We start from the raw sequence: 25992 nt of genomic DNA, 5'->3' as shown, positions 1-25992 counted from the left end.
TCTCGTTGGATGTACGCGGGGCCCCCGAAGTTGGGATCAAGATCGGACCATCCGTGGCTCAGCGCCGGGGCCGCTCGAACCTGTGGGCGAGCGCCCGGAACCCCGCGAGGGCGGCGACGAACGCGAGCAGCCACGGCAGCCGGTGCATGAGCCACATCGGCGTGTCGGGCGCGGAGTGGAGCCCCGGCAGCGTGCCGGCGGTGAGGGCGGCGCCGACCGTGATGGTCATCATCGCCGTCTGGTGCCAGAGGAAGAACGTCATGGCCGAGAGGTTCGCCAGGGCGACCCCGGCCCACGCCCGGGGCTGTTCCATCCAGCGCGCCAGGGGCCGTCTGAGCAGCAGGGCGAGCCCTACCTGGGCGATGCCGAAGGCCACCGCGGCCAGGGTCGGCGGATTGAGGTTGGAGGTCGCCGCTCCCGGCACTCCCACCATGCTCGCCGGATATCCCGCGTACATGATCAGACCCGCGGTGGCGGCAGCGCCTCCGGCGAGCAGGCCCACGGCGGTCCGGCGCGAACGCAGCGCCCCGTTCGCCCATGCGACGCCGAGATAGAACGGGACCAGCCAGCCGGTGATCACAGTCGCCCAGCCCGGCCACGCCGGGCCGTTCAGGCCGAACCTGGCCAGATCGATCACGGCCGTGACGGCCACCGGGATCACGGCGCCCCGGACGCCCACGCGCCGCCAGGCCGCCAGGATCAGGGGAGTGAGCGCGGTCAGCGCGCCGTAGACCACCAGGAACCACAGCGGGCTGAGCACGAGCTTCACCAGCGTCCGCAGCGTCCCGGCCTCGTATCCGGCCCACCACAGCGCCGCCGTCGCCGGGACCCACGCGAGCAGAAGCACCGGTACGGGCCGCAGCAGCCGCCCCAGCCGCCGCCTCACCCACGGCAGGTACGGCTCGCCGGTCTTGTATCCCTTCGCCGCCGTGTAACCGCCGACCAGGAAGAAGATCGCCAGCGTCTGGAGCACCCACGACACCGGGGCGAACGCGGGCATCGACGCGAGGGGGCTCGTCACGGCCAGCTGCCCGTCGCCGCTCGGCACGAACGCCGTCACGAGCCAGTGCCCGAGGATCACGCCGAGGATGGCGAACGCCCGGAGGGCGTCCACGGCACGGTCGCGGTGAGGCGGTGTGGCGGCATCGATCCGGGCCGCCGGCCCCCGCCTTCCCGAGACGGCTCCCTTGCCGCCGGCGGCGACGGTTTCAGCGGGACGGGGGTCACGCGTCCTCGTGGCGAGCATGGCCGACCTCCGAGTCGTGGCCGAGCGCGATGAGCGCCAGGTTGCGGAGTGAGGAGCTGCCGGGTTTGAGGTACTCGCTGTGCGTGCCGTCGCCGGCGTCGAAGCGGAGCGCGCCGAACCGCGGGTTCGTCGGGTCCTCGCCGAACCCGAGGCCCGCGAACTCGACCTTCGGGACGTACTCCGTCCAGTCGCCGGTCGAGCGGCCGGCCCAGACCCGCGCGTGCGTCCGCATGTCGGCGACCGAGCCGAGGGACGTGCCGGGGCTGCCGAACAGCGCGATCTCGTCCACCGCCAGCCCGCCTTTCGCGGCGGCCTTGCCGGCGACGACCGAGCCGTAGCTGTGGGCCAGCAGCGAGTACCGGGCGGCCGGGTTCACGCCGTGCAGCTCGTCGAGGAACCGGCGGAGCCCGCGGGCGGCGGAGCCGGCCCGGCCGCCGGTGAGGATCACCGGGCTGAGCGTGGACGGCGAGTCGTAGCCCAGCCAGGCGATCACGGCGACGCGCTCGCCCGGCACGTCCGCGCGCATCTGGTCGTAGAGCGCCTTGGCCCCGCCGCCCGCGAACTTCCAGCTGTCGTAGTTGTCCAGCTCGTTGTCCGCGCCCGGGACCACGACCGCGATGCGGCCGGCGCGCGCGAGGTCGCCGTGGACCTCGACCGCCCGGCCGTCGCCGCGCGCGTCGAACGCGAGGAAGCGGCGGCCGGAGCCGAGGAAGGCCGACAGGACGCGGACCCGCTCGCCGTCGCCCAGCTTCCGCGCGGTGGCGAGCGCATCGCCGATGTCCTTGCGGACGGCCTGGTAGTGCGTCGCGAGCGTGGGCCGGGAGAGGCCCGGGATCGCGGCGGGCGCCGCGTACTGCTCGGGCCTGCTCGCGGCGCTGGTCAGCGTCGACGCGGTGAGGATCGCCAGGGCGACGAGCAGGATCCTGCGCGCGGACCTGTCCTGGTCGTTCGAGCGGCGGCCCATGTGCCACGTCCTTCCTGGTCAGCGGGGATTTCCCACTGATCAGGAAGGTAGAAAAAGGGCGTTGTAGAGCAGATCACCCCAGGGAGCCGTCTTCTGGAGTACGACCCCGGTGTGACAGGGGCTAGGAGCCGGGCGTGACGAGGCCGACCTCGTACGCGTAGACGATCGCCTGGGGCCGATCGCGGAGGCCGAGCTTCATCAGGATGCGGCCGAAGTGCGTCTTGACGGTCTGCTCGGCGACCACCAGCTCGGCCGCGATCTCGCCGTTGGACAGCCCGCGGGCGACCAGGGCCAGCACCTCGGTCTCCCGGTCGGTGAGCGCGTCCAGCTGCTTGCGGGCGGGCTGCCGGGGCGCGCCGAGCCGCGAGAACTCGGAGATCAGGCGCTTGGTGATCGAGGGCGACAGCAGCGCGTCCCCGGCGGCCACGACGCGCACGGCGTCCGACAGCTCGGTGGCGGAGGCGTCCTTCAGCAGGAAGCCGCTGGCCCCGGCGCGCAATGCCTCGTACACGTAGTCGTCCAGGTCGAACGTGGTGAGCATGAGCACCTTGGGCAGCGCCTCGTCCTCGGCCGGTTCATCGCCCGACAGCAGCCGGCGCGTGGCCTCCAGGCCGTCCATGACGGGCATCCGCACGTCCATGAGGACGACGTCGGGGCGCAGCTCGGCGATCGCGCGCAGGCCCTCCGCGCCGTTCACCGCCTCGCCGACGACCTCGATGTCGGGCTGGGCGTTCAGCAGCACGCCGAAGCCGGTGCGCACCATGCCCTGGTCGTCGACGATCACCACCCGGATGGTCACATCGTCCCCTTCTAGCGTCGGGTCGGCAGGATCGCGTCCACCTCGAACCCGCCGCCCAGCGTCGGGCCCGCGGTGAGCTCCCCGCCCAGCATGGCAGCCCGCTCGCGCATCCCGACCAGGCCGTGCCCGCCGCCGGGCGGCGGCTCCTGCGGCCGGCGGCCGTCCGGCGGCGGCTCGTTGACCACGCTCACCCGCAGCGCCTCCGCGGCGAAGTCGATCGCGATCGCCACCGTGGAGCCGGGCGCGTGCCGCATGGCGTTGCTGAGCGCCTCCTGGACGATCCGGTAGACCGTCAGCTCGTACCCCGGCGGCACGTGCCGCCGGTCGCCGGTCTCGGTGACCGCCACGGTCAGCCCGGCGCCGCGCGCCCCGGCGATGAGCTCGTCCAGCCGGTCCAGGCTGGGCTGCGGGGCGGTCTCGGCGCCCTCCTCCTGCCGGAGCACGCCGAGGATGCGGCGCAGCTCGGTCAGCGCGTCGAGGGCGGTCGCCCGGATCTCCGACAGGTCCCGGCGGGTCTCGTCGGGCAGCTCGGTGACCTTGTACGGCGCGGCCTCCGCCTGGATCGCGATCATGGACATGTGGTGGGCCACCACGTCGTGCAGCTCCCGGGCGATGCGCTGGCGTTCGGTCAGCACCGCCTCGGTGGCCTGGTGGCGGCGCTCCTGCTCGGCCAGCTCGCGCCGGGCGGCCTCCTCGCGTTCGAGCAGCTCCTGGCGGGTGGTCCGCCGCTGCCGGACGACGAAACCGGCCAGGAGGGGCAGGAGGATCACGACCGACGCGCCGCCCGCGGTCTCGGCGGAGAGCATCCAGGTCCCCGCGACCGAGATCAGCCCGACGCCGACCGTGACGTGCCGCGGGCAGCGCACGGCCACCGAGTAGAGGATCAGCAGCGCGGCGAAGACCGCGCCAGGCAGGTACGGCGTGGTCATCCAGCGCTGCACCTGGCTGGTGCCGAACACGAACGCCAGGGCGATGAACCGCCAGGCCCCGAGGGGATGGCGCTGCCGCAGCGCCAGCGGGACGGCGGCACCGAAGGCGAGGCTGAAGAAGAGGCTCGGGTTGTTGTATCCCGCGTCCATCTGATGCGCCTCGGTCTTCAACACCGAGTACGAACCGAAGAAGATGATGATCGCGATGCCCAGGTCGACGAGCTGCGCCACCGGACCGAACGGAAGGAGGCCGATGCCGATCCGCCTGGTCCAGCGCAGGCCGGGCGGCCAGGGCCGGTTCGCCGGGACGGGGTCGGCCCCGCCGGTGAACGCGGCGGCGACGAACGGGCGGTACATCAGGCGAAACGTCTCGCCCGCGCCGCGGTTCCGGGTGTCGTCGCTGGTCATGAGCCCAGGCTATTGCGCGGGCGGCTGAGCCGGATGACACCCTGGTGCGACACCGGCGTCATACCTGGGTACGGTCTCGATCGTGGAGCCTGTCGAAGCCCTGCGCCGGATCGCGTTCTTCCTCGAACGCGCGCACGAGCCGACCTATCGCGTCCGCGCCTTCCGCAAGGCCGCCGACCAGGTGGAGCAGATGCCGCCTGGCGAGCTCGCCGAGCACGCCCGCGACGGCACGCTGACCGGCCTGTCCGGCATCGGCAAGGTCACCGCGCTGGTGATCGAGGAGGCGCTGCGCGGCGAGGTGCCCACCTACCTGCGGCGGCTGGAGGCCACCGAGGGGGAGCCCGTCGACGTCGGGGCGGGCGGGGGGAGTGCGTTCGATAGAGCGGCGGCGGCCCTGCGGTCGGCGCTCAAGGGTGATCTCCATACCCACAGCGACTGGTCGGACGGCGGATCGCCCATCCGCGAGATGGCCGAGACGGCTCGTTCGATCGGGCACGAGTACATCGCGCTCACCGACCACTCGCCCCGGCTGAAAGTGGCCAACGGCCTCTCGCCGGACCGGCTCCGGCGGCAGCTGGACGTGGTGGCCGAGCTGAACGAGGAGCTCGCGCCGTTCCGGATCCTGACCGGCATCGAGGTCGACATCCTGGACGACGGCTCGCTCGACCAGGAGGACGAGCTCCTCGACCGCCTCGACGTCGTCGTGGCGAGCGTGCACTCCAAGCTCCGCATGGACAAGGTCGGCATGACCAAGCGCATGGTCGCCGCCATCGCCAACCCGCGGGTGAACGTGCTCGGGCACTGCACGGGGCGCATCGTGAAGGCGGGCGGCAAGCGGGGCGGCCTCAGGCCGGAGTCGGAGTTCGACGCCGCCCTGGTCTTCGACGCGTGCGCCGCGTACGACGTCGCCGTGGAGATCAACTCGCGGCCCGAACGGCTCGATCCGCCCAAGCGCCTGCTGCGGCTCGCGGTCGAGGCGGGCTGCCGCTTCTCGATCGACTCCGACGCGCACGCGCCGGGCCAGCTCGACTGGCAGCCGTTCGGCTGCGACCGCGCCGCCCGCTGCGCCGTCCGCCCCGACCAGCTCGTCAACGCCCTCTCCGCCGACGAGCTTCTGAGCTGGGCACGGGGCGGATGAGGCGACGCGGCGGCCGGTCATTGAACGCGGGGCCGGTAGCTGGCCGTACGGCGAACAGAAGGTGAACGGGGTCTGAGCGGGCCCGGTTGCTTGGGTGAAATGCCTGATTATTCACCTGTGTGCCGCTCGGGAGACGGGTCGTCCTCGGCAATATGTCGGCTGTTCGGTCCGGCGACCGCCGGACCGCGGGAACGTCTTGAACGAGGTCATGCCCATGTCCGAAGCATTCGCCGGCTCCCCAGTGGACCCCGACGACCAGAGCTCGAACCCCTCGGGGAACGACGCGTTCCAGGACGTCGTGGAGCGGCGGTTGTCCCGCCGCGGGGTGCTGCGCACCGGAGGGATCGTGGCGGCGGCCGGCTTCCTCGGCACCGGTGCCGTGGCGGGCGTCGCGCAGGCCACCGGCGGCGGGAGCCGCGAGGCCGTGGCCGCCGCCGGCTCGTCGGGCCGGGGCCGCGGGCTGCTGCGCTTCAAGGCGGTGCCGACCAGCGCCGCCGACACGCTGACCGTGCCGGAGGGCTACACCGCCCAGGTGCTGATCCCCTGGGGCACCCCGATCCGCGCCGGCGGCCCCGCCTGGAAGAAGGACGCGTCCAACACCGCGGCCGAGCAGGCGCAGCAGATCGGCATGCACCACGACGGCATGCACTACTTCCCGACGTCGCGCGGCGGCGACAGCGGCCTGCTCGTCCTCAACCACGAGTACGTCGACACCACGCTCCTCTACAAGGACGGCAACGCGACCGTCACCAAGGAGAAGGTCGACAAGGCGCTCCACGCGCACGGCGTCAGCATCGTGAAGATCGCCCGGGACCGGCACGGCTGGCGGCTGCGCGACTCCAAGTACAACCGGCGCGTTCACGGCAACACCCCGATGACCTTCTCCGGCCCGGTCAAGGGCAGCCACCCCGAGCTGGCCGCCAGCGGCCCGGTCCGGGGCACGCTCAACAACTGCTCCAGCGGCTACACCCCGTGGGGGACGTACGTCACCTGCGAGGAGAACTGGAACAGCTACTTCGGCACCGACAAGGCCGGCTGGACGCCCGACACCGAGCAGAAGCGCTACGGCGTGCAGGCGAGCAGCGCCCCGTACAACTGGCACAAGGCCGACCCGCGCTTCGACATCGCGGCCAACCCCAAGGAGGCCAACCGGTTCGGCTGGGTCGTCGAGATCGACCCGTTCGACCCGAAGAGCACTCCGGTGAAGCGCACCGCGCTGGGCCGCGTGAAGCACGAGAGCGCCACCGTCACCGAGTCCCGTGGCCGCGTCGTCGTCTACACCGGTGACGACCAGGACGGCGAGTACGTCTACAAGTTCGTGAGCAGCGAGCCCTGGCGCCGCCTGCGCGCACGCCGCAAGAGCCCGCTGGACCACGGCACGCTCTACGTCGCCAAGTTCAACGACGACGGCACCGGCACCTGGCTGCCCCTCGTCTTCGGCAAGGGCGCGCTCACCGCGGCGAACGGGTGGAAGGACCAGGCCGACGTCCTCATCCGCACCCGTACCGCCGCCGACGCCGTCGGCGCCACCAAGCTCGACCGCCCCGAGTGGGTCGCGGTGCACCCGCACAACAAGGACGTCTACCTCACGCTGACCAACGGCGCGGGCAACGGCGGCAAGGTCAACCCGCGCAAGCCCAACCCGTACGGCTCCATCGTGCGGTGGCGCGAGAAGCACGGCGACAACACCTCGCTGACGTTCACCTGGGACATCTTCGACCTCGCGGGCGACCCGAAGTACGACCCGGCGGTCAAGCTGGGGCCCGACAACATCCACGGCTCCCCGGACGGCCTCGGCTTCGACCGGTCCGGCCGGCTCTGGATCGAGACCGACGTCTCCAACTCGTCGCAGAACCTGGCCGCCAAGGGCTACGACAACATCGGCAACAACATGCTGCTCGCCGCCGACCCGAAGACCGGCGACATCCGCCGCTTCCTCGTCGGCCCGCGCGGCGCCGAGATCACCGGCTGGACGATCTCACCCGACCAGCGGTCGATGTTCGTCAACGTCCAGCACCCCGGCGAGGCCACCACGGCCTTCGGCACGCCGACCCCCGAGAACCCGCGGGCGGTCAGCAACTGGCCCGAGTTCGACCCGCAGGGCCGTCCCCGCGCCGCCACCGTCGTGATCCGCAAGAAGGACGGCGGCGTCATCGGCACCTGACCGGCGAGTCCCACCGCGTTTCACCGTGTTTCACCGCGGGCCGGGAGGGTGTCCCCTCCCGGCCCGCGGTTCGTTCAATGGGACGGGTAGCGTCGGCTCCGTCCCATTCAGCGGGGAAGGACGGCGCGGATGACCGAGATCGCCCACCGGTACGTCGAGTCCACCAGCGGCCTGCGGATGCATGTGGCGGAGGCCGGCGAAGGGCCCTTGGTCCTCCTGTTGCACGGCTTTCCCGAATGCTGGTACTCCTGGCGGCACCAGCTGACCGCCCTGGCGGAGGCGGGATTCCATGCCGTGGCGCCCGACCAGCGCGGCTACGCCCGGACCGGCGGGCCCGAGGCCGTCGACCAGTACACGCTCCTGCACCTGGTGGGCGACGCCGTCGGGCTCATCGACGCGCTGGGCGGGACGCCCGCCGCCGTCGTCGGGCACGACTGGGGCGCCCCGGTGGCCTGGACCACGGCGCAGCTCCGGCCCGATCTCGTCCGGGGCGTCGCCTGCCTGTCGGTGCCGCACCGGCCGCGCGGATCGAAGCCGCCGGTCGCCACCCTGCGCAAGCTGCGGGGCGACGGCTTCTACATGGTCTACTTCCAGCAGCCGGACGTGCCCGAGGCCGAGTTCGAGCGCGACCCCGCCGCCACGTTCCGGCGGATGCTGTACGCGGCGTCCGGCGACGCGCCGTCCAACGTCCCGATCGTCCCCGACGGCGGCGGCTTCCTGGACGTGTGCCCGGAGCCGGAGGAGTACCCGGACTGGCTGACCGCCGAGGACATCGCCGCGTTCGTCCGCGAGTACGAGGGGACGGGCTTCGGCGGGCCGGTCAACTGGTACCGCAACCTCGACCGCAACTGGGAGCTCACCGCCGCCTGGCACCGCGCCCCGATCACGCCGCCCGCGCTGTACATCGCCGGGGACCGCGACATGGTGACGGAGGGGCCCGGCGCGAGGGAGATGATCGAGAACCTGTCCGACTTCGTGCCCGACCTGCGCGAGACGATCTGGCTGCCGGGCTGCGGCCACTGGACCCAGCAGGAACGCCCGGCCGAGGTGAACGAGGCCCTGATCGGCTTCCTGCGCTCCCTCTGAAACTGTCAGAGCCGCGCCGTACTGTCGCGGGGTGAACCGGACCGACCGCCTGTACGCCTTGGTGGAACATCTGCGGGCCTGCGCCCCGAGCCGGGTCAGCGCGCGTGCGCTCGCGGCGCGGTTCGAGGTGAGCCTCCGCACGATCGAACGCGACATCGCCGCACTCCAGCAGGGCGGCGTCCCGATCTACGCCGACGTGGGCCGCAGCGGCGGCTACACGCTCGACAAGAGCCGCACGCTGCCGCCGCTCAACTTCACGCCCGCCGAGGCGGTCGCGGTCGCCATCAGCCTGGGCCGCGCCGAGGGCTCGCCGTTCTCGCGCTCCGCCCGCACTGCCCTGCAGAAGATCGTCGCGGCGATGTCGGCGGCCGACGGCGCGTCCGCGCGCGAGCTCGCCGGGCGCATCCGCCTGCTCGCCCCGCTCGACGCAGGCGAGCCCGCCTCGGTCCCCGCCGTCCTGGAGGAGGCGATGTCCGCCCGCCGCGTGGTCCGGCTGGCCTACGCCGACGCCGACGGCGTCGAGACCGAACGCGACGTCGAGCCGGTCGCGTTCACCGGCGGCACCCGCGCCTGGTACCTGATCGGCTGGTGCCGCCTGCGCGGCGACGCCCGCGTCTTCCGCATCGACCGCGTCCGCCGCGCCGTCCTCCTGGAGGAGACCGCCCCCGAACGCCGCTTCGAAGACCTCGCCGAAAACCCGCCCGACGCCATCGTCCGCGCTCTCGAATTCGTCTAGACGCGCCACGGCCCGCCCGGCTGGCTGCCGGACGGGCCGTGGCGTCAAGCGAACTCGATCAGCGGAGCAGGTGGCGCATGGCTCGCTTGATGAAGTCGTCGCGGGCGGCCGTGTCGAGACCCTCCGCGCCGAATCCGGTGTAGACGGTGTCCTTCGTGGTGACGACCGCGCCCTCGTCGAGCGCCTGGTTCGAACGGGTCCAGGTCGCGGTGAAGAGGCCGGAGCCCTCCGGCGGCGAGGCCGCCGTCCAGCCGCCGAAGTCGGCCTCGAAGGAGGTCTCCGAGTCCGTTCCGGCGTTGGTGGTCACCTTGGCGTCGTCGAGCAGCACGCCGGCGCCCTGGGTGCCCCAGTCGCTGACGTAGGCGACGGAGACCTCGACCTTCTTGCCCGCGTAGGGCGTGAGGTCGAGCGACCAGTTCTTCCAGCCGCCGGAGTTGCCGGAGGCGGCGTTCCAGCTTCCCGTCGTGCCCGTGGGCTCGCAGTTCGGGCCCTGGTAGTGCTGGGTGAACGGGTGGATGGTCCGCCAGCCCGACTGGCAGCTGGAGCCGGTGTCGGTCGTGGTGTTGCCGTTGGCGTCCGGCAGCGTCGTCCAGTCGTCCTGACCCGCGGTGTGGGCCTCGACGAACAGGTGGTCCCAGCTCGCCTCGGTCTCGAAGGAGGTCCAGAAGCTCAGGTTGCCGCTGGTCTTCCCGGTCAGGTCGATGGTCTTGGTGAGCCTCTTGTAGGAGTAGTCGCCGCGCTGGCTGTAGGCGTACCAGGCACCGGAGTGCGGCCCGAACGGGTTCGCGCCCGGCCGTGTCCACTTCACCGGCGCCTCGCTGGCGAACTGCGGGAACTGTTTCTTCGGCAGGAAACTGGACGTCGTGACGAACGCCCCGGTGTGGTCCTGGTTGTTCGCCGAGTCCCCGGAGTTGAGGGTCGCGGCGAGGCCCTGGAAGGTCCCGGCCGTGCCCTTGAGCGGGAAGATGTTCCCGTCGGCGTCCTGTCCGCCCCCGTCGATGTAGACGTAGGCGCCCAGGTAGTACTGCGGGAAGTCGTTCAGCAGCGGCAGGCAGGTCGGGTCGTTCGGGTCGGCGCACTCGGGCGTCGACGGCACGTTCGGCTGGTAGAAGTACGCGCCGTTGGCGTTCGAGGAGTAGCCGGCGAACTTGCCCGCGTACAGCAGCTTGCCGCCCTCGTTGAGGTAGTCGCGGACGCTGAGCTCGGTGTCGAGCGCGAGCTTGGCGGCGGTGCCGCCGGGCTGGCCGACGTTGCGGGTGATGATGTCGTCGCCGGTCTCCCAGACGACGGCCTTGTAGTGGCCGAGCACACCGAGGTGGTGCGGGGCCTTGCGGCCCTGCTTGTCGATGTCGTACACGTCCGGCTTGTAACCGGCCTTCTTGAGCGAGGCGACGTAGCGCGACGCATACTTGGCCTCGGTGGCGCCCTGCGCCGGGCTGGCGCCGGTCACGTCCTCGCCCGCCAGGACGAGCACGTTGCCGCCGATCTGCGACGCCACGGTGTAGGTGAAGTGCTTGCTGGAGACGGGCGTCTTCTTGTTGCGCGCCTCGAACCAGACCTCGACCTTGTCACCCGGTTTGGTGTTGCGGACCGTGCCGCGGTACTCGGCGTAGTAGTCGGTGCCCTCGTCGCCGTACCGTTCGCCGCCCTTCCAGCGGCGCACGTCGCCGGTCTTGGTCCGGCCGCTGTTGATCCGGTAGTTCAGCTCCAGGCCCTTCAGCGAGCGCCGGGCCGTGACCGCCACCGGCTGGGTGCGGCCGTAGGAGGTGTCGAACGCGTCCGCGACCAGGTCGGGCGTGGTGCGGCCGACGACCGAGACCGGGTGGTCGGGGGTGTGCGCGGACTTCGCGGTGGCGATCGCCAGCGGCAGGTTCTTCTGGAACTCCTGCGCGATGAGCTTCTCGTCGTCCGGGAAGTTGAAGACGCTGGCGCAGTCGGCCGGGTCCCACTGGTCGTTCGGGTCGATGGCGCTGGCCGTCTGGCAGGTCGACATCTCCGGGGTGGTGGTCAGCGCGCCGCGCTTCTCGGTCATGTGACCGTCGTACTCGCCGTTGGTGGTGTACAGCTCGGCGCCCAGGTCCGGGTCGTAGCCCGGCACCGCGGGATGCGCGTCGTCACCGAGCAGCGCCTCGAAGATGTGGTCGTCCGGGCTGGGCGTCTGCGTCTGCCAGCCGACGCCGTACAGCAGCAACTCCGCGGCCGAGTGGTAGTTGATGATGTACTTCGGCTTGAGCCGCTTGATGAACCCGTCCTGGACCTTGGTCTCGGGCTCGGAGCCGGGGCTCTTGCCGCGATAGGTCTCGCTCTCAGGATACGGGGACGAGCCCTCGTCGTCGTAGCCCCAGCGGTAGGGGAAGTTGCGGTTGGGGTCGACGCCGTCGAGGTTGGTCAGCTGCCCGTCGCCGTCGTTGTCGCGCAGGTTCTTGCGCCAGAGCCGGTAGTCCGGGTTGAACGTCTGGTCGTAGCCGTCGACGTTGACCACCGGGACGAACCACAGGTCCGTGGTGTCGACGATCTTGGTGATCTCGGCGTTCTTCCCGTAGTTGTCCAGGAAGTGGTGGAGCTGGCGGCGCACGTTCTCGGGGGTGATCCACTCGCGCGCGTGCTGCGTCGCCTGGTAGACGACGGCCGGGCGGCCGCTCTTGAACGGCTGGCTCCGGGCGCCCTTGGTGACGCGCACCGCGGTGATCGGCTTGCCCTTCAGGGACGTGCCGAGGTCATAGGCCTTGGCGATCGCCGGATGGTCGGCCGCCGCCTTGACGATCTCCTCGCGGATGTTGCCCGCGCCGGAGTACGGCCGGAACACGTTCCCCTGCGCGGCGAGCGTCCTGGCCTGCTGGCTGGCGGTCTTGCCGTCCACGGTCTTGAGCTTGAGCGGCACGCCCTTGGCGATCAGCGCCTCGCCCTTGGCCCGGCTCGTCACGACCTCGGCGGAGATCTTGCCGCCGGACGCCTTGCCCAGGGCGACGTCCTCGTGGTCGAGGCCGGCGTCCCGCAGTTTCTTGACGTGATCCACCGTCAGCTGACCGGTGAACACCTCGATCTTGTCATTGGCCCGCGTCGGGCCCGTCGGCGCGGCGGTGGCGGGTGCGGCCGCCACCAATCCTGCTCCGAGGGTCAACGCGGCGAAGAATGAGGTGACTTTGCGCCTCATCGCGCCTCCATGGCACTCAAGGGGATTGAGGAGTCGCTGGCCGAGCGGGGGCGCACGTGGTGCTCCTCAGAGTGAGGTCAGCGTCTATGAGGCGGTAAGAGTGGTCAATCCCTTATCTGAGGTTTGTTCAGATCTGCCAGCGGTGGGGTGGGGCTTCGCATAATGGCGAGACGTTGACATAAACACCGACAGGGGGTTGTCGCGACGGCGCTGGAAGGTGGGTCTCGTAAGCGGCGATGTCACTCGTTGTGGAGGAGACCAATGACAGTTCCCATGTTCAACACGGTCGCGTGGTTCCAGGTGGGGGCCGCCGCGCCCGAGGACGCCCGGCGGTTCTACGGCGAGCTGTTCGGCTGGCGGTTCCAGCACGACCCGGCCGAGGACGGGTACGACCTGATCAGCTACCCGGGCGCCGACCGTCCGAGCGGCGGTCTCGCGCATCCCGGCACGGAGGCGTTCGTCGAGGGCAAGGACGACCAGGCGTTGTTCCTGGTGCTCGTCGAGGACGTGGCGGCCATGTGTGAACGCACCGAGCGTCTCGGCGGCAAGGTCGAACTGCCCGTCACCGCGACCGGTTCCGGTCTGAAGTACGCGTACGTAGTCGATCCGGCGGGCAATCGCTTCGGGCTCTTCACGCCTCCGCTGCCGCCCGCCTGACCGGAATTGGTCAAGGTCATGGGGCCTCCACGGGAGTGGAGGCCCTACGGCGTCAGCGAGCATTCGTTCGGCAGATCCCCGGTGGCCGGGTGCGGGAGCGTGGCGTCCGGCGGCGGGGTCTCGCCCCTCGTCGTCCAGCCCTCCAGGGCGGTGAACGCGCTGCGGAAGCACGGCAGGATCGGCCGGATCTTCTCCGGGTGGGCGGCGTACAGGCCGTCCACGTGGTTGCCGCCCTCGATCCGGTAGTACCGGTGCAGCCGGTCCCGGCCCCTCGCGCGAACGAGGCGCTCGTACGCGTCGGAGTCGAGGGAGATCGGCAGCAGCGTGTCGAGGGTGCCGTGCAGGGTGATGAGCGGACGCCCGATGCGCCCGTTCAGCGAGATCTTCTTGACCGCCTTGCGCACCGAGCGTGGCCGCGACGCGTAGTCGTAATCAGCGTCGCAGGCCGGTGTGCCGGACGCGCAGAACGGTGTGCCCGCCTCGGTGGCGCCGTCGTAGTCGGGATCCAGCTCCTCGCGGTAGATGCGCTGCGTGAGGTCCCAGTAGACCTTGTAGTGGTAGTCCCAGAGGAAAGACGAGCCCGCCGGGAAGCCAGCTGCCTGCACCTCAGCCGCGTTGCCTTTGGCATAGCCGCGAAGCGCACGCGGCAGGAAGGTCAGCAGGTTCGGGCCGTCTTCCCGCCAGAGCGTGCCCTCCCAGTCAACGCCGCCGTCGTACAGCTCGGGGTGATGTTCGAGCTGCCAGCGGACCAGGTAGCCGCCATTGGAGACCCCGGCGGCATACGTTCGGCGGGCCGGTCGCCGGTAGTGGTTGGCGACCACCTTCTTGGCGGCCCGGGTGAGCTGGGTGACGCGGTGGTTCCACTCGGCGATGGCGTCACCGGGCCGGGCGCCGTCCCGGTAGAACGTCGCGCCGACGTTGCCCTTGTCGGTCGCCGCGTAGGCATAACCCTTGGCCAGCGCCCAGTCCGAGGTCGTGTAGTCGTTCGCGTACTGCCCGCGCACGCCCGGCGACCCCGCCACGACGAGCCCGCCGTTCCAGCGCGCCGGCAGCCGGATCACGAACTGCGAGTCATGGTTCCAGCCGTGCGCCGCGTTGAACGTGGACGTGTCCGGGAAGTAGCCGTCGATCTGCACGCCCCGCACGCCGCTCGGATTGCGCGCCCCCGCCGGATGCAGGCCCGCCCAGTCCGCGGGAATGGTATGCCCTGACGCCACCGTCCCGGCCGTGGTCAGATCATCCAGGCAAGCGGAGACCTGCCTCTCCGCCCCAGGAACCCGAACCCCACCACAACCCCCACCCCCCATCTGGGCTGGCGCTGCCTGGGCGGAGGCGGTGCTCAGGGCTGCTGTGACCAGGGTCAGTCCCGTCGCTACTGCCACCACGCTTCGGCCCGCACGCCTCAGATCGCCAAGGCCCCGGCCGGGGGCGGCGGCGTCTGTGGCGCGCGTGCGAACGCTGCGCGGGTGTGGGGACGACTGGTCGGGGGTGTGGCGGGGCGGCTTCATGGCGGCTCCTTGGGGGGTGGGAGGTCCGCCTTCATGGTGCTGAGCTGTAGTGACATGGGCCACGTGGGCGTGCACCACATCGCGGCGTGCCCGGGTGTCGTCGGCCACCAGGGGAGTGGCGAGGACAGGCGTGGTGGGGAGCAGGCCGGCGCCGCTTCTTCGTGGGGTCGGCGGGCCGGTCGCGAACGTATTGAGGGTGGTCGGGGTCGGGCTACGTGGGTGAGCCACATGTTGAGCTGTCGAGAGATGTGTAAAGGTTCCTGACCTGCGTGTGGTGTGGATCACACCCTTAGCGCGGCTGGGGATTGTGTGGCTGTGCCACATGGAACGGCCCTGGATGGCGACTTAGTGTCCTGCGTCACACCACCTGGAGTCACGGCTCCGGGCACCCCGCTATCCGAGGAGGCCGCATGGACGGTCCTGTTCTGCGTGCACAGGGCCTGGTCAAGGAGTTCCGCGGGTTCCGCGCCGTGGACGGCGTGGACCTGGACGTGGCGGACGGCAGTGTGCACGCGCTGGTCGGCCCGAACGGCGCGGGCAAGACGACGCTGTTCAACCTGCTCACCGGATTCCTCAAACCCAGCGCGGGCCAGATCCGGCTCGGCGACCGGGACCTCACGGGGCGGCGGCCCGAGCAGGTGGCGCGGCTCGGCGTGGCCCGCTCGTTCCAGATCACCAGCCTGTTCGCGCAGCTCACACCGCGCGAGCACCTGCAGCTGGCGCTGGCGGGCGGTAGCGGGATCACCTGGCGGTTCTGGCGTTCGGACAGCGCGCTGGACCGTTTCTCGGCACGCGCCTCGGAACTGCTCGAACAGGTCGGGCTGGCGGCGCACGCGCACATTCCGGCGGGCACGTTGGCGTATGGGCGAAAGCGTGCTCTGGAGTTGGCGCTCGCGTTGGCGCTGGATCCACGGGTGCTGCTCCTCGACGAGCCCACGGCGGGGATGGGCGTCGAGGACATCGACCGGACCGTCGACCTCGTCCAGAAGGTGCGGGAAGGACGGACGGTCGTCCTCGTCGAGCACAACATGAACGTCGTCTCCCGGCTCGCCGACCGGGTCACGGTCCTGCAGAACGGGCGCGTTCTGGCCGAAGGGCCGTACGACGAGATCCGCGACGACCCGCGGGTCATCGCCGCCTACCTCGGCGAGGCGCCGGCAGGAGGGGACGCCCATGTTGCGGGTTGAGGGACTGTCGGCCTGGTACGGCGAGGCGCAGGTTCTGCGCGAGGCCGGGCTGGAGGTGCGCGAGGGCGAGATCGTCACGCTCGTCGGCCGCAACGGCGCGGGCAAGACCACGCTGCTGCGGTGCGTGATGGGCATGCACGGGCGTGCCGAGGGGCGCGTCTCGTTCGTCGACGAGGACGTCACGCGGCTCGCGGTGCACCGGAGAGTGCGGCGCGGTCTCGGGTACGTGCCGGACGACCGCGGCATCTACGCCACGCTCAGCGTCGAGGAGAACCTGACGCTCCCGCCGCGCGTCGGGCCCGATCCGTGGTCGCTGGAACGGGTGTACGAGACGTTCCCGCGGCTGAAGGAACGGCGCGGGTTCCCCGGGACGAAGCTCTCCGGCGGTGAGCAGCAGATGCTCGCCCTCGCCCGGGTGCTGCGCATGGGCGCGCGGCTGCTGCTGTGCGACGAGCCCACCGAGGGCCTGTCGCCGCTGATCGTCGCGCAGATCGGCGACATCCTCCGCGAGGTCAAGGCGCAGGGCGTGACCGTGCTGCTCATCGAGCAGAACGTGCACTTCGCCGCGACCGTCGCCGACCGCCACTACCTGCTCGCCGAGGGCCGGATCGTCGAGTCGCTCGACAACGACGAGATGAAGGCCCGCGAGGGCGAGCTCCTGCACCACCTCGGAATCTAGGGAGAACCGATATGAAGGCGCTGGGACGCGCGGCCGCCGTGGCCGTGGCAGGGACGATGCTGGCGGGCTGCGGGGGCGGGCCGGGCGGGGGCGGCGGCAAGATCAGCGACGGGAAGCTGGTGCTGGCCGTCCTCAACGACCAGTCGGCGATCTACGCCGACCTGTCCGGTAAGAACAGCATCGAGGCGGTCAAGATGGCCGTCGCCGACTACGAGGCCAAATACGGGGACAAGGCGGTCGCCGAGAAGATCGACGTCATCTCGGCCGACCACCAGAACAAGCCCGACATCGCCAACTCCAAGGCGCAGGAGCTCTACGACCGGCAGAAGGCCGACGCGATCCTGGACGTGCCGACGTCCTCGGCGGCCCTGGCCGTGGCCAACATCGCCAAGACGAAGAAGAAGCTCTTCATCGACATCGGCGCCGCGACCACGGCGCTGACGGGCGCGAACTGCAACAAGTACACGTTCCACTACGGCTACAACACCTACATGCTGGCGCACGGCACCGGCGACACGGTGACCAAGGACGGCGCCAAGAACTGGTACGTCGTCTACCCGGACTACGCGTTCGGCCAGGACATGAACAAGAGCTTCACCACGGCGGTGAAGGGCGCGGGCGGCACGGTCGTCAAGAGCGACCCGGCGCCGTTCCCGAACGACAACTTCTCCACGTTCCTGCTCAAGGCGCCGGGCCTGAACCCCAAGCCGCAGGTGCTCGGCACCATGCAGGCGGGCGGCGACCTGGTCAACCTCGTGAAGCAGTACAACGAGTACAAGCTGCGCGACAAGGGCATCGGGCTCGCGGTCGGGCTGATGTTCCTCACCGACATCCACTCGCTGGGCGCGGACGCGCTGGCCGGGACGAAGTTCACCGACCCCTGGTACTGGAACGCCGATCAGGGCAACCGGGCCTGGGCCGACAAGTTCCAGGCCAAGACCGGCAAGCGGCCGACGTTCGCGCACGCCGCCAACTACAGCGCGGCGCTCCAGTACCTGGACGCGGTGCAGCGCGCCGGCACCGACAAGTCCGATGACGTGGTCAAGCAGCTCGAAGGCCACAAGTTCCAGGACGTCTTCGCCAAGAACGCCACCATCCGTGCCCAGGACCACCTCCTCCTGCACGATGTGTCGCTCGCCCAGGTGAAGCCGTCCAGCGAGGTCAAGGAGCCCTGGGACTACGAGAAGATCCTCAAGACCATCCCGGCCGACCAGGCGTTCCAGCAGCCCGACCCCGCCTGCAAGCTTTGAGGCCTGCCCGCTGCCCGTCCTCGTAGGGAGGTCACCCATGCTCGAACAGGCCTTCAACGGCCTGGTGGGCGGGGCGTTCTTCGCCCTCCTCGCCCTGGGGCTCGCCGTCATCTTCGGGATGCTGGGCGTCGTCAACTTCGCCCACGGCGCGTTCTACATGCTCGGCGCGTTCGGCGCCTTCGTCCTGCTCGACTCGTTCGGCGTCAACTTCTGGGTGGCGCTGGTCGCGGTGCCGGTCGCGCTCGGCGTGGTCGGCGTCGTGCTGGAACGGCTGGTCATCCGGCGGCTCGCGCCACTCGACCCGCTCTACAACTTCCTGTTCACGTTCGGCCTCACGCTGATCCTGCAAGACCTGATCAAGAGCCGGTACGGGGTGCAGTCGCAGCCCTATCCGCGCCCGTCGGCCCTGTCGGGATCGCTCGACCTAGGGCTCTTCACCTACCCGACGTACCAGGTCTTCGTGCTGGCCGTGTCGCTGGCGGTCTGCGCGCTGGTCTGGCTCGCGCTCACCCGGACGCGGGTCGGCATGATCGTGCGGGCCGCGACCGAGAAGCCCGAGCTCACCCGGGGCCTCGGCATCGACGTCGGCCGCTGGGTCACGCCGGTGTTCGGCTTCGGCATCGCGCTCGCCGGGCTGGCGGGCGTGCTCGCCGCCCCGATGCGCGCGGTCAACCCGCTGATGGGCGCCGATCTGATCATCACGGTGTTCGCGGTGGTCGTGATCGGCGGGCTCGGCTCGATCTTCGGCTCGGTCACGGCGGGCTTCGTGATCGGGCTGGTGTCGGCGCTGGGCAACCTCTACGTCCCCGCGCTGTCGCAGACCCTGGTCTTCATCCTGATGGCCGCCGTGCTGCTGTGGCGCCCGGCCGGTCTCTTCGGCCGCGAGGAGGCGATGTCGTGAGGCACGCAGTCGATCTTCGTTCGGGGGTGGCGGCACCGTGATCCTCTCCAAGCTGGCCGCACGGCCCGTCCTCCTCGCTATCGGGCTGGTCGCCGCGCTCGCGCTGCCGTGGATGATCTATCCGCCGGTGGCGATGGACATCGCCTGCTGGGCGCTGTTCGCGGCGGCACTCGATCTGCTGCTCGGCTTCACCGGGCTGCTGTCGTTCGGGCATGCCGCGTTCTGGGGCGGCGCCGCGTACGCGTCCGGCCTGATCGCTGTGCACTGGGGCGTCCCGTTCCCGGTGGCGGTGCTGGGCGGCGCGCTTTTCGCGGCGGTGCTCGCCGTGCCGATCGGCTATCTGTCGGTACGGCTGCGCGGCATTTACTTCGCCATGGTGACCCTGGCGTTCGCCCAGATGGTCTATTTCGTCGTCAACCAATGGCGTGACCTGACCGGAGGGGAGAACGGCCTGCAGGGCGTGCCCCGGGAGTTCTTCGGGGTGGATCTGTCGGACCCGTTCTTCTTCTACTACGCGGGCCTGCCGTTCGTTCTGCTCGGGCTCTTCGCGGTGTGGCGGGTCGTGCGTTCACCGTTCGGCCGCGTTCTGGTGTCCATTCGAGACAACCCGGCGCGTGCGCAGGCACTCGGCTATCCGGTCGAACGCTACAAACTGCTGGCGTTCGTCCTCTCGGCCGCGTTGTCCGGGCTGGCCGGCGGGCTCTATGCCATCAGTCACGGCTTCGCGTCGTTGCACGAGGTCTACTGGACGACGTCCGGCCAGGCCGTGATGGCGGTCGTCCTCGGCGGCATCGGCACGCTGTGGGGCGGCGCGATCGGCGCGGCGCTGATCGTCGAGCTGAACGACTACCTGGCCACCGCGGGCTTCACCGAGACCGGCCTGGTCACCGGCGGTATCTTCGTGGTGATCGTGCTGGTCTTCCGGCGCGGGGTCTGGGGCACGGCCCGGGACCTCATCGCCGCCCGCGCCGCCCGCCGCAGCCCGGCCGAGGGGACGGACCCAGCGGCCGATCAGGTCGAGACGCCGGACCGGCAGGAAGTGACCGCACGGTGATCGAGACGAGCACGGCCCGTTCGGCGGAGGGCCTGGACCTTTCCGGGCGGCGGGCGCTGGTGACCGGCGGGGCGAGCGGGATCGGGCGCGCCTGCGCGGCCCGGCTCGCCGCCGCCGGCGCCGCGGTGACCATCGTGGACATCAGGGCGGACATGGCCGAGGCGGCCGCCACCGAGATCGGCGCGGCCGCGCTGGCCGCCGACCTGTCCGACATGGCGGCGGTCGACGCGCTGGACCTCGGCGACCCCGACATCGTGATCAACAGTGCCGGGGTCCAGCATGTCGCGCCGGTGACGCAGTTCCCGCCCGACACGTTCGCCGAGATCCTGCGGATCATGGTGGAGGCCCCGTTCCGGCTGGGCCGCCGGACACTTCCCGGCATGTACGCGCGCGGCTGGGGCCGGATCGTCAACATCTCCTCGATCCACGGCCTGCGCGCCTCGCCGTACAAGGCCGCGTACGTGGCCGCCAAGCACGCGCTGGAGGGTCTCTCCAAGGTCATCGCCCTCGAGGGCGCGCCCCACGGCGTGACCTCCAACTGCGTGAACCCGGCGTACGTGCGCACCCCCCTGGTGGAGTCCCAGATCGCCGACCAGGCGGCCGCGCACGACCTGTCGCCCGCCGAGGTCCTGGACAAGATCATGCTGGCCCGCGCGGCCGTCCGTCGCCTCATCGAGCCGGACGAGGTCGCCGCGATGGTCGCCTACCTGTGCTCCCCGGCGGCGGCGATGGTGACCGGCGCGTCGTTCGCGATCGACGGCGGCTGGACGGCTCACTGACGATGACACCGACAATGGTCGGACCATGACCTGCGCCATCTTCCTCGAACTGCTCGCCCGGGAGGCCTCCCCGGTCGAGTTCGAGGCACCGCTGCTGGAGGCCCGGGCCGCCGGCGTGCCGCCGGAGGAGCTCGCCGAGCTCGAACGGACCAAGCTCGCCGCCCTGCGGGTGCGGACGCTCCTGGAGCGCCGCGCCCGCCGGGAGGCGGAGCTGTCGGCCCTCTTCGACACCGCGGGCGACCTCGCCGGGCTGCGCGATCTCGACGCGGTCCTGGAGGCCATCGTCCGCAGGGCCCGCCGCCTCCTGCACGCCGACATCTCGTACATGACGCTGAACGACGACGAACGCGGCGACACGTACATGCGCGTGACCGACGGCTCCGTATCCGCCGCGTTCCGGGCCCTCCGCCTCCCCATGGGCGCGGGTCTAGGTGGCCTGGTGGCCCAAACGGCGACGCCCTACACCAGCGCCGACTATCCGGCGGACGAGCGTTTCCACCACATGTCGTTCATCGACACCGCCGTTAGTGAAGAGGGCCTCGTAGCGATCCTGGGCGTTCCCATGCGCCTAGGAGCCCGTGGCATAGGCGTTCTCTACGCGGCCAACCGCAGCGCGCGCCCCTTCGTCCAAGAGGAAGTCACCCTCCTAGGCTCCCTAGCAGCCCACGCCGCAATAGCCATAGACAACGCCCGTCTCCTAGAAGAAACCAGAGCTGCCCTAGAAGAGCTCTCCTCTGCCAACAAACTCATTCAAGCCCGCAGCGCCGCAGTAGAAAGAGCCGCCCAAGCCCACGACCGCATGACGGCCCTAGTGGTACGGGGCGGCGGCGTAGAAGACGTGGCCGCCGTAGTAACCGACGTCCTGGGCGGTGCCCTGGTAGTCCTAGATTCCGAAGGCCGCCGTCTAGCGGCCCTAGGCGGTGACCTGGACGAATCCGACATCGAAGAGGCCGCGGCAGCGTCCCGCTCTCTGGGCCGCACCGTTCAACGCGGCGGCCTCTGGGTCACGTCCATGGCCGCCGGCGCCGAGGTCCTCGGGACACTCGTCCTCCGCACGTCCGACGACATGCCGGATCCCGACCAGCGCATCCTCGAACGCGCAGCCCTCGTCACGGCTCTCCTTCTCCTCTTCCGCCGCAGCGTCGCCGAGGCCGAAGGCCGCGTGCGCGGCGAACTCCTCAACGACCTGCTCACCAACCGCGCCGACCAGGAGGCCCTCCGCGACCGCGCGAAACTCGTCGGCGTCGACCTCACCGCGCCGCACATCCTCGTCGTGGCCCGCCACAACGGCGACCGCCAACGAGCCGCGTTCTGGGCCACCTCCCACGCCTCCCTGCGCCACGGCCTGGTCGCGACCCGCGGCGACGAGGTCATCCTGCTCCTCCCCGGAACCACACCGGGCCCCGAAGCCCGCCAGGTGGCCCGTGACCTGACCGCGGCCCTGGGCCACCCCGCCACCGCCGGAGCCGCCGGCCCCATCCACACCCCCACGGACATAGCCTCCGCCCACCGCGAGGCCGAACGCTGTGCCGAGGCCCTGCTCTCCCTGGGCCGCTCAGGCGACGGCGCCAGCTCCGACGAACTGGGCTTCGTGGGCCTCCTCGTAGGCGACGGACGCGACGTCCCGGCGTTCCTGACCTCCGCCCTGGGCCCCGTCCTCGCCTACGACGAACGCCGGGGCACCGCCCTGATCCAGACCCTCGAAACCTACTTCGCCGCAGGCTGCAGCCTTTCCCGAGCCTCCGAACGCCTCCACATCCACGTCAACACAGTCACGCAACGCCTCGACCGCGTAGCCCAACTCCTAGGCGAAGACTGGCAATCCCCAGACCGCTCCCTAGAACTCCAACTGGCCCTACGCCTGAACCGCCTCCGAACCGCCCTCTGAAAGAATGGGGCGCTTTGATGCCCCAACTCATTCCACCGCAGGCGTGCGTCTAGATCGGCTCGGCGCCGCCTTCGAGGCGGGCGCGCCATTGGTTGGCTTCGTCTTGGTGGCCACCCTCAGCCATGAGGTCGATGAGTTGCTGCATGGCTCCCTCGTGGCCTTTCTCGGCTGCGGCGGTGAACCATGACTCGGCCGCTTCTGGCTCGCCGGCCTCCAGTTTGAGGCGGCCGAGGTTGGCCATCGCGTTGACGTTGCCTACGTTGATGGCCGTTCGGAACCATTGCTCGGCCTCTGTGGTCTGGCCTGCAGGACGTACTGGACGGCCAGGTTGTTCATCGCGATCTCGACACCGGCCTCGGCGGCGCGCTGGTACCAGCGCATGGCCTCCTCGCGGAGACCGGCGCGGCTGAGGAGGGCGGCCAGGTCGTTCATCGCCAGAGCATGGCCCGCCTCGGCGGCGCGGCGGTACCACCGCTCCTTTTCCTGCCGTCCCTTCGGGTGTTGCGGCAGGGAGGCGCCCAGTTCGTACATCGCCCACGGGTCTCCGGCTTCGACGGCGCGTTCGAGCCAGGGTTGCGCGTCGCGGCCGGCCTCCCACGCGAGCCACACCATGCACTTGATCGCGGCGAGATCGCCGTCCTCGGCTGCTGGGCGGAAGTGGCGTTCGGCCTCCTCGATCATTCCGAACCGCGCCAGCCTCGCGCACCACATGGACGCGTCGTCCTCGGCCGCTGCGTGCTTTAGAGCGATCTTCGCGGCGGGGCCGATCCCCGTGGAGAGTTCTTCCATGGGCCGAACCTACCGAGGTGATCCAGGTTTCAACTTTCCTCCGATGTATGTGTGATCAAAGGGCCTGTTCGGGGGAGGTGTGGCGATTCTAGCGGGGATTGATCGGATGAATCTCTGGACAGGGTCGCTAGTAAGCGCTTTCCTGAGGTATGGCCAGGCACCCCGTACTGCTTACGATCGGCACGTTCCTGCTCCTGAGTTCGGTGCTCTCGGCGCCCGCCCGGGCCGAGGACCGCCCCATCGGTTGTTCCGGCGAACCTTGGATGGACCGGAGGCTCCCGGCTGCGCAGAGGGCCGCGCTGCTGCTGCCGCGGATGACGCTTGATGAGAAGGCGTCGATGACCGCCTCACTGTCCGACGACCGGTACGCGCGCGAGACGCTGCCCATCGAGCGGCTCTGCATACCGGCCTTGCGGCTCAACAACGGGCCCGCGGGGGTCGGGTCGGGCGGGCCGGTCCAGCCCCAGACGACGGCGCTGCCGGCACCGCTCGGTGTCGCCGCGACCTTCGACGGAGCGGCGGCGCGGGCGTACGGGGAGGTGCTCGGACGGGAGACCCGCGACACCGGGCGCAACCTGATGGAGGGGCCCGATGTTGATATCGCGCGGGTGCCGCTGAACGGCCGCACGTTCGAGGCCTTTGGTGAAGATCCCTATCTTTCCGGCCGCATCGTGACCGATGCGGTCAAGGGCATTCAGGGGCAGGGCGTCATTGGCGAGCCCAAGCACTTCGTGGCCAACAGCCAGGAGATCGATCGCAATACGGTCGACGAGAAGATCGACGAGCGCACGCTCCGGCAGATCTACCTGCGGCCCTACGAGATGGCGGTCAAGGACGGCCGGGCAGGCGCGATCATGTGCGCCAAGAACCTGGTGAACGGCGCGCACGCGTGTGAGCACAAGGAGCTCTTGCAGGGGGTGCTCAAGAACGAATGGGGCTTCGACGGCCTCGTGGTCTCCGACTTCAACTCCTGCTACGACACCGTGCGCTGCGCCGAGGGCGGCCTCGACTTCGAGCTGCCCGTCGGCAAGTACTACGGCGCGAAGCTGAAGGCCGCGGTGGAGGCCGGTCAGGTGAGCATGGCCAACCTCGACGACCATGTGCGCCGCGTCCTCACCCCCATGTTCCGCTTCGGGATCTTCGACCGGCCGCAGGTCACGCGGCCGATCGATGTGGAGGGGGACGGCGCGGTCGCGCGCCAGGTCGCCGAAGACGCGACCGTGCTGCTCAAGAACGACCGGGTGCTGCCGCTGCGCAGGGGCGGTTCGGTCGCGCTGATCGGCCCGTCCTCGCGCACCGCCGTGATCGGCGGCGGTGGCAGCGTCGGCGTCGCCCCGACCTACCAGGTGAACGCGCTCGACGCGTTCAAGCGCAGGGGAGTGCGGGTCACGCACGCGCAGGGCATGCCGCCGGTGGAGCTGGGCCCGCAGCCCGCGATCCCCACGTACGCGCTGACCTCGGAGGACGGCAAGCCGGGCCTGACCGCTCGCTACTTCAAGAACCCGACCTGGACGGGCGAACCCGCGCTCACTCGCGTCGATCCGTGGATCGCGATCGACCCCTCCGGCGGGCCGCCGCACGTACCCGGCTTTCCTCCCGACGGCTGGTCGATCCGCTGGAACGGCTCGCTCACCGCCCCGGCCGACGGCGACTACACGCTTCACCTGACCAACTACCGGGCAGCGTCCCTCTACCTCGACGGCACCAAGCTGATCGAGAACGCGGGCTCCTTCCCCAGCGCCACCAAGTCGGTCACCGTGCACCTGACGGCCGGGCAGCGGCACACGTTCCAGGTCGACTGGAGCAAGCCGAGCGGGCAGGCCATGATCTCGGTGGCGTGGACGCCGCCGCCGGGCCTGGCCGACCCGCAGATCGCCGAGGCCGTCCGGGTCGCGCGCACCGCCGACACCGCCGTCGTCTTCGCCGCCAACAAGGACACCGAGGGTCGCGACCGGCCCGGTCTGGGACTCCCCGGTCACCAGGACCAGCTGATCGAGGCCGTCGCCCGCGCCAACCCGCGCACGGTCGTCGTCCTCAACACCGGCGGCCCGGTGCTCATGCCGTGGGCCGGCGAGGTCGCCGCGATCGTCCAGGCCTGGTACCCCGGCCAGGAGCACGGCAACGCCGCCGCGTCGGTGCTCCTGGGCGACCGCGACCCGTCCGGACGGCTGCCGATCACCTTCCCGAAGAGCCTGGCCGACACCCCCGCGAGCACGCCCGAGCAATACCCGGGCGTGAACGGGGTCGCCACCTTCTCCGAGGGGCTCCGGGTCGGCTACCGGCACTTCGACGCCAAGGGCATCGAGCCGCTGTTCCCGTTCGGCCACGGCCTCTCCTACACCACGTTCCGCCTCTCGCGGCTGAAGGTGCGTGGTGATCGGGTGAGCGTGGACGTCGCCAACACCGGCCACCGGCGCGGCAGCCAGGTCGTCCAGGTGTACGTCGGCGGCGCCGACGGGCACGATGCGGCGGCCCCGCCCCGGCGGCTGGCGGGATTCACCAAGATCTCGCTGGCCCCGGGCCGGCACCGCCGCGTCACCGTCACGCTCGACGAACGTGCCTTCGCCAGCTGGGACGTGGGCGCGCACGCCTGGGTCGTCCCGTCCGGCACGTACACCGTGTCGGCGGGCACCTCCTCCCGAAACCTGCCGCTCACCGTGAAAGTTCACCGATGAT

21 protein-coding genes are annotated in these 25992 nt (G+C 70.6%); 13 read left to right on the top strand and 8 right to left on the bottom strand.

Translation table 11 applies throughout. The features are described from left to right. Positions 1-58: 58 nt before the first annotated feature. The 4 genes from ACGFNU_RS28475 to ACGFNU_RS28460 form a co-directional block, all read right to left on the bottom strand. A complete protein-coding gene (locus tag ACGFNU_RS28475; RefSeq protein ID WP_392598417.1) occupies positions 59-1246 on the bottom strand; it encodes an acyltransferase in 1188 nt (395 codons plus the stop codon). Then, on the bottom strand, positions 1224-2210 hold the full coding sequence (locus ACGFNU_RS28470) for an alpha/beta hydrolase (protein WP_392598415.1): 987 nt from the start codon (positions 2208-2210) through the stop codon (positions 1224-1226). The genes ACGFNU_RS28475 and ACGFNU_RS28470 overlap by 23 nt, the downstream gene beginning before the upstream one ends. Positions 2211-2331: 121 nt before the next feature. Continuing rightward, positions 2332-3009 (bottom strand): response regulator, encoded by a 678-nt coding sequence (locus ACGFNU_RS28465; protein ID WP_392598413.1) that lies wholly within the window; start codon positions 3007-3009, stop codon positions 2332-2334. 11 nt (positions 3010-3020) lie between these two features. Beyond that, positions 3021-4346 (bottom strand): sensor histidine kinase, encoded by a 1326-nt coding sequence (locus ACGFNU_RS28460; protein WP_392598412.1) that lies wholly within the window; start codon positions 4344-4346, stop codon positions 3021-3023. An 82-nt stretch (positions 4347-4428) separates the two neighbouring features. Between ACGFNU_RS28460 and ACGFNU_RS28455 the strand changes: the two genes are divergently transcribed. The 4 genes from ACGFNU_RS28455 (at position 4429) to ACGFNU_RS28440 (ending at position 9470) form a co-directional block, all read left to right on the top strand. Next, positions 4429-5484: a PHP domain-containing protein gene (locus ACGFNU_RS28455; RefSeq protein WP_392598410.1), complete on the top strand. Its 1056-nt coding sequence runs from the start codon at positions 4429-4431 to the stop codon at positions 5482-5484. A 214-nt stretch (positions 5485-5698) separates the two neighbouring features. Continuing rightward, complete coding sequence (locus ACGFNU_RS28450) at positions 5699-7648, top strand: PhoX family protein (protein WP_392598408.1); 1950 nt, start codon at positions 5699-5701, stop codon at positions 7646-7648. 129 nt (positions 7649-7777) lie between these two features. Next, complete coding sequence (locus tag ACGFNU_RS28445) at positions 7778-8734, top strand: alpha/beta fold hydrolase (protein WP_392598406.1); 957 nt, start codon at positions 7778-7780, stop codon at positions 8732-8734. A 31-nt stretch (positions 8735-8765) separates the two neighbouring features. Then, a complete protein-coding gene (locus tag ACGFNU_RS28440; RefSeq protein WP_392598405.1) occupies positions 8766-9470 on the top strand; it encodes a helix-turn-helix transcriptional regulator in 705 nt (234 codons plus the stop codon). A 58-nt stretch (positions 9471-9528) separates the two neighbouring features. Here ACGFNU_RS28440 and ACGFNU_RS28435 read toward each other — a convergent pair whose 3' ends face one another. Then, positions 9529-12624: a M14 family zinc carboxypeptidase gene (locus ACGFNU_RS28435; protein WP_392598403.1), complete on the bottom strand. Its 3096-nt coding sequence runs from the start codon at positions 12622-12624 to the stop codon at positions 9529-9531. Positions 12625-12885: 261 nt separating this feature from the next. Here ACGFNU_RS28435 and ACGFNU_RS28430 point away from each other — a divergent pair, with 261 nt between their 5' ends. After that, positions 12886-13281 carry a VOC family protein gene (locus ACGFNU_RS28430; RefSeq protein ID WP_392598402.1) on the top strand — a complete coding sequence of 132 codons (396 nt, stop codon included), beginning with the start codon at positions 12886-12888 and terminating at the stop codon, positions 13279-13281. Positions 13282-13325: 44 nt separating this feature from the next. Here the strand turns inward: ACGFNU_RS28430 and ACGFNU_RS28425 are convergent, their stop codons facing one another. Next, entirely contained in the window at positions 13326-14498 is a 1173-nt protein-coding gene (locus tag ACGFNU_RS28425) for a tannase/feruloyl esterase family alpha/beta hydrolase (RefSeq protein WP_392598401.1), read from the bottom strand. Between the two features lie 701 nt (positions 14499-15199). Between ACGFNU_RS28425 and ACGFNU_RS28420 the strand changes: the two genes are divergently transcribed. From ACGFNU_RS28420 to ACGFNU_RS28390, 7 genes are read left to right on the top strand one after another with little or no spacing between them, the layout of a single operon-like run. Further along, the gene (locus tag ACGFNU_RS28420) at positions 15200-15976 is read left to right on the top strand and encodes an ABC transporter ATP-binding protein (protein WP_392598399.1); all 777 of its coding nucleotides are present in this window, start codon (positions 15200-15202) and stop codon (positions 15974-15976) included. Further along, positions 15963-16655: an ABC transporter ATP-binding protein gene (locus ACGFNU_RS28415; RefSeq protein WP_392598397.1), complete on the top strand. Its 693-nt coding sequence runs from the start codon at positions 15963-15965 to the stop codon at positions 16653-16655. Before ACGFNU_RS28420 ends, ACGFNU_RS28415 begins: the two co-directional genes overlap by 14 nt. 11 nt (positions 16656-16666) lie before the next feature. Then, the gene (locus ACGFNU_RS28410) at positions 16667-17905 is read left to right on the top strand and encodes an ABC transporter substrate-binding protein (protein ID WP_392598395.1); all 1239 of its coding nucleotides are present in this window, start codon (positions 16667-16669) and stop codon (positions 17903-17905) included. A 37-nt stretch (positions 17906-17942) separates the two neighbouring features. Next, entirely contained in the window at positions 17943-18806 is an 864-nt protein-coding gene (locus tag ACGFNU_RS28405; protein ID WP_392598393.1) for a branched-chain amino acid ABC transporter permease, read from the top strand. A 37-nt stretch (positions 18807-18843) separates the two neighbouring features. After that, complete coding sequence (locus tag ACGFNU_RS28400; RefSeq protein WP_392598391.1) at positions 18844-19860, top strand: branched-chain amino acid ABC transporter permease; 1017 nt, start codon at positions 18844-18846, stop codon at positions 19858-19860. After that, positions 19857-20639, top strand: coding sequence for a 3-hydroxybutyrate dehydrogenase (locus ACGFNU_RS28395; RefSeq protein WP_392598389.1), 783 nt, complete (start codon positions 19857-19859; stop codon positions 20637-20639). Before ACGFNU_RS28400 ends, ACGFNU_RS28395 begins: the two co-directional genes overlap by 4 nt. A gap of 25 nt (positions 20640-20664) precedes the next feature. Next, the gene (locus ACGFNU_RS28390) at positions 20665-22527 is read left to right on the top strand and encodes a helix-turn-helix domain-containing protein (RefSeq protein WP_392598388.1); all 1863 of its coding nucleotides are present in this window, start codon (positions 20665-20667) and stop codon (positions 22525-22527) included. 49 nt (positions 22528-22576) lie between these two features. Here ACGFNU_RS28390 and ACGFNU_RS28385 read toward each other — a convergent pair whose 3' ends face one another. Next, complete coding sequence (locus tag ACGFNU_RS28385) at positions 22577-22768, bottom strand: hypothetical protein (RefSeq protein ID WP_392598386.1); 192 nt, start codon at positions 22766-22768, stop codon at positions 22577-22579. A gap of 14 nt (positions 22769-22782) precedes the next feature. After that, positions 22783-23316 carry a tetratricopeptide repeat protein gene (locus ACGFNU_RS28380; protein ID WP_392598384.1) on the bottom strand — a complete coding sequence of 178 codons (534 nt, stop codon included), beginning with the start codon at positions 23314-23316 and terminating at the stop codon, positions 22783-22785. 338 nt (positions 23317-23654) lie between these two features. Between ACGFNU_RS28380 and ACGFNU_RS28375 the strand changes: the two genes are divergently transcribed. After that, the gene (locus tag ACGFNU_RS28375) at positions 23655-25991 is read left to right on the top strand and encodes a glycoside hydrolase family 3 protein (protein WP_392598382.1); all 2337 of its coding nucleotides are present in this window, start codon (positions 23655-23657) and stop codon (positions 25989-25991) included. The last annotated feature ends 1 nt before the right edge of the window (position 25992 follow it).

Origin of the sequence: Spirillospora sp. NPDC048911 (assembly GCF_043198015.1) — a bacterium.
Classification (GTDB): domain Bacteria; phylum Actinomycetota; class Actinomycetes; order Streptosporangiales; family Streptosporangiaceae; genus Spirillospora.
This window is presented reverse-complemented; position numbering and strand designations above follow the sequence as displayed.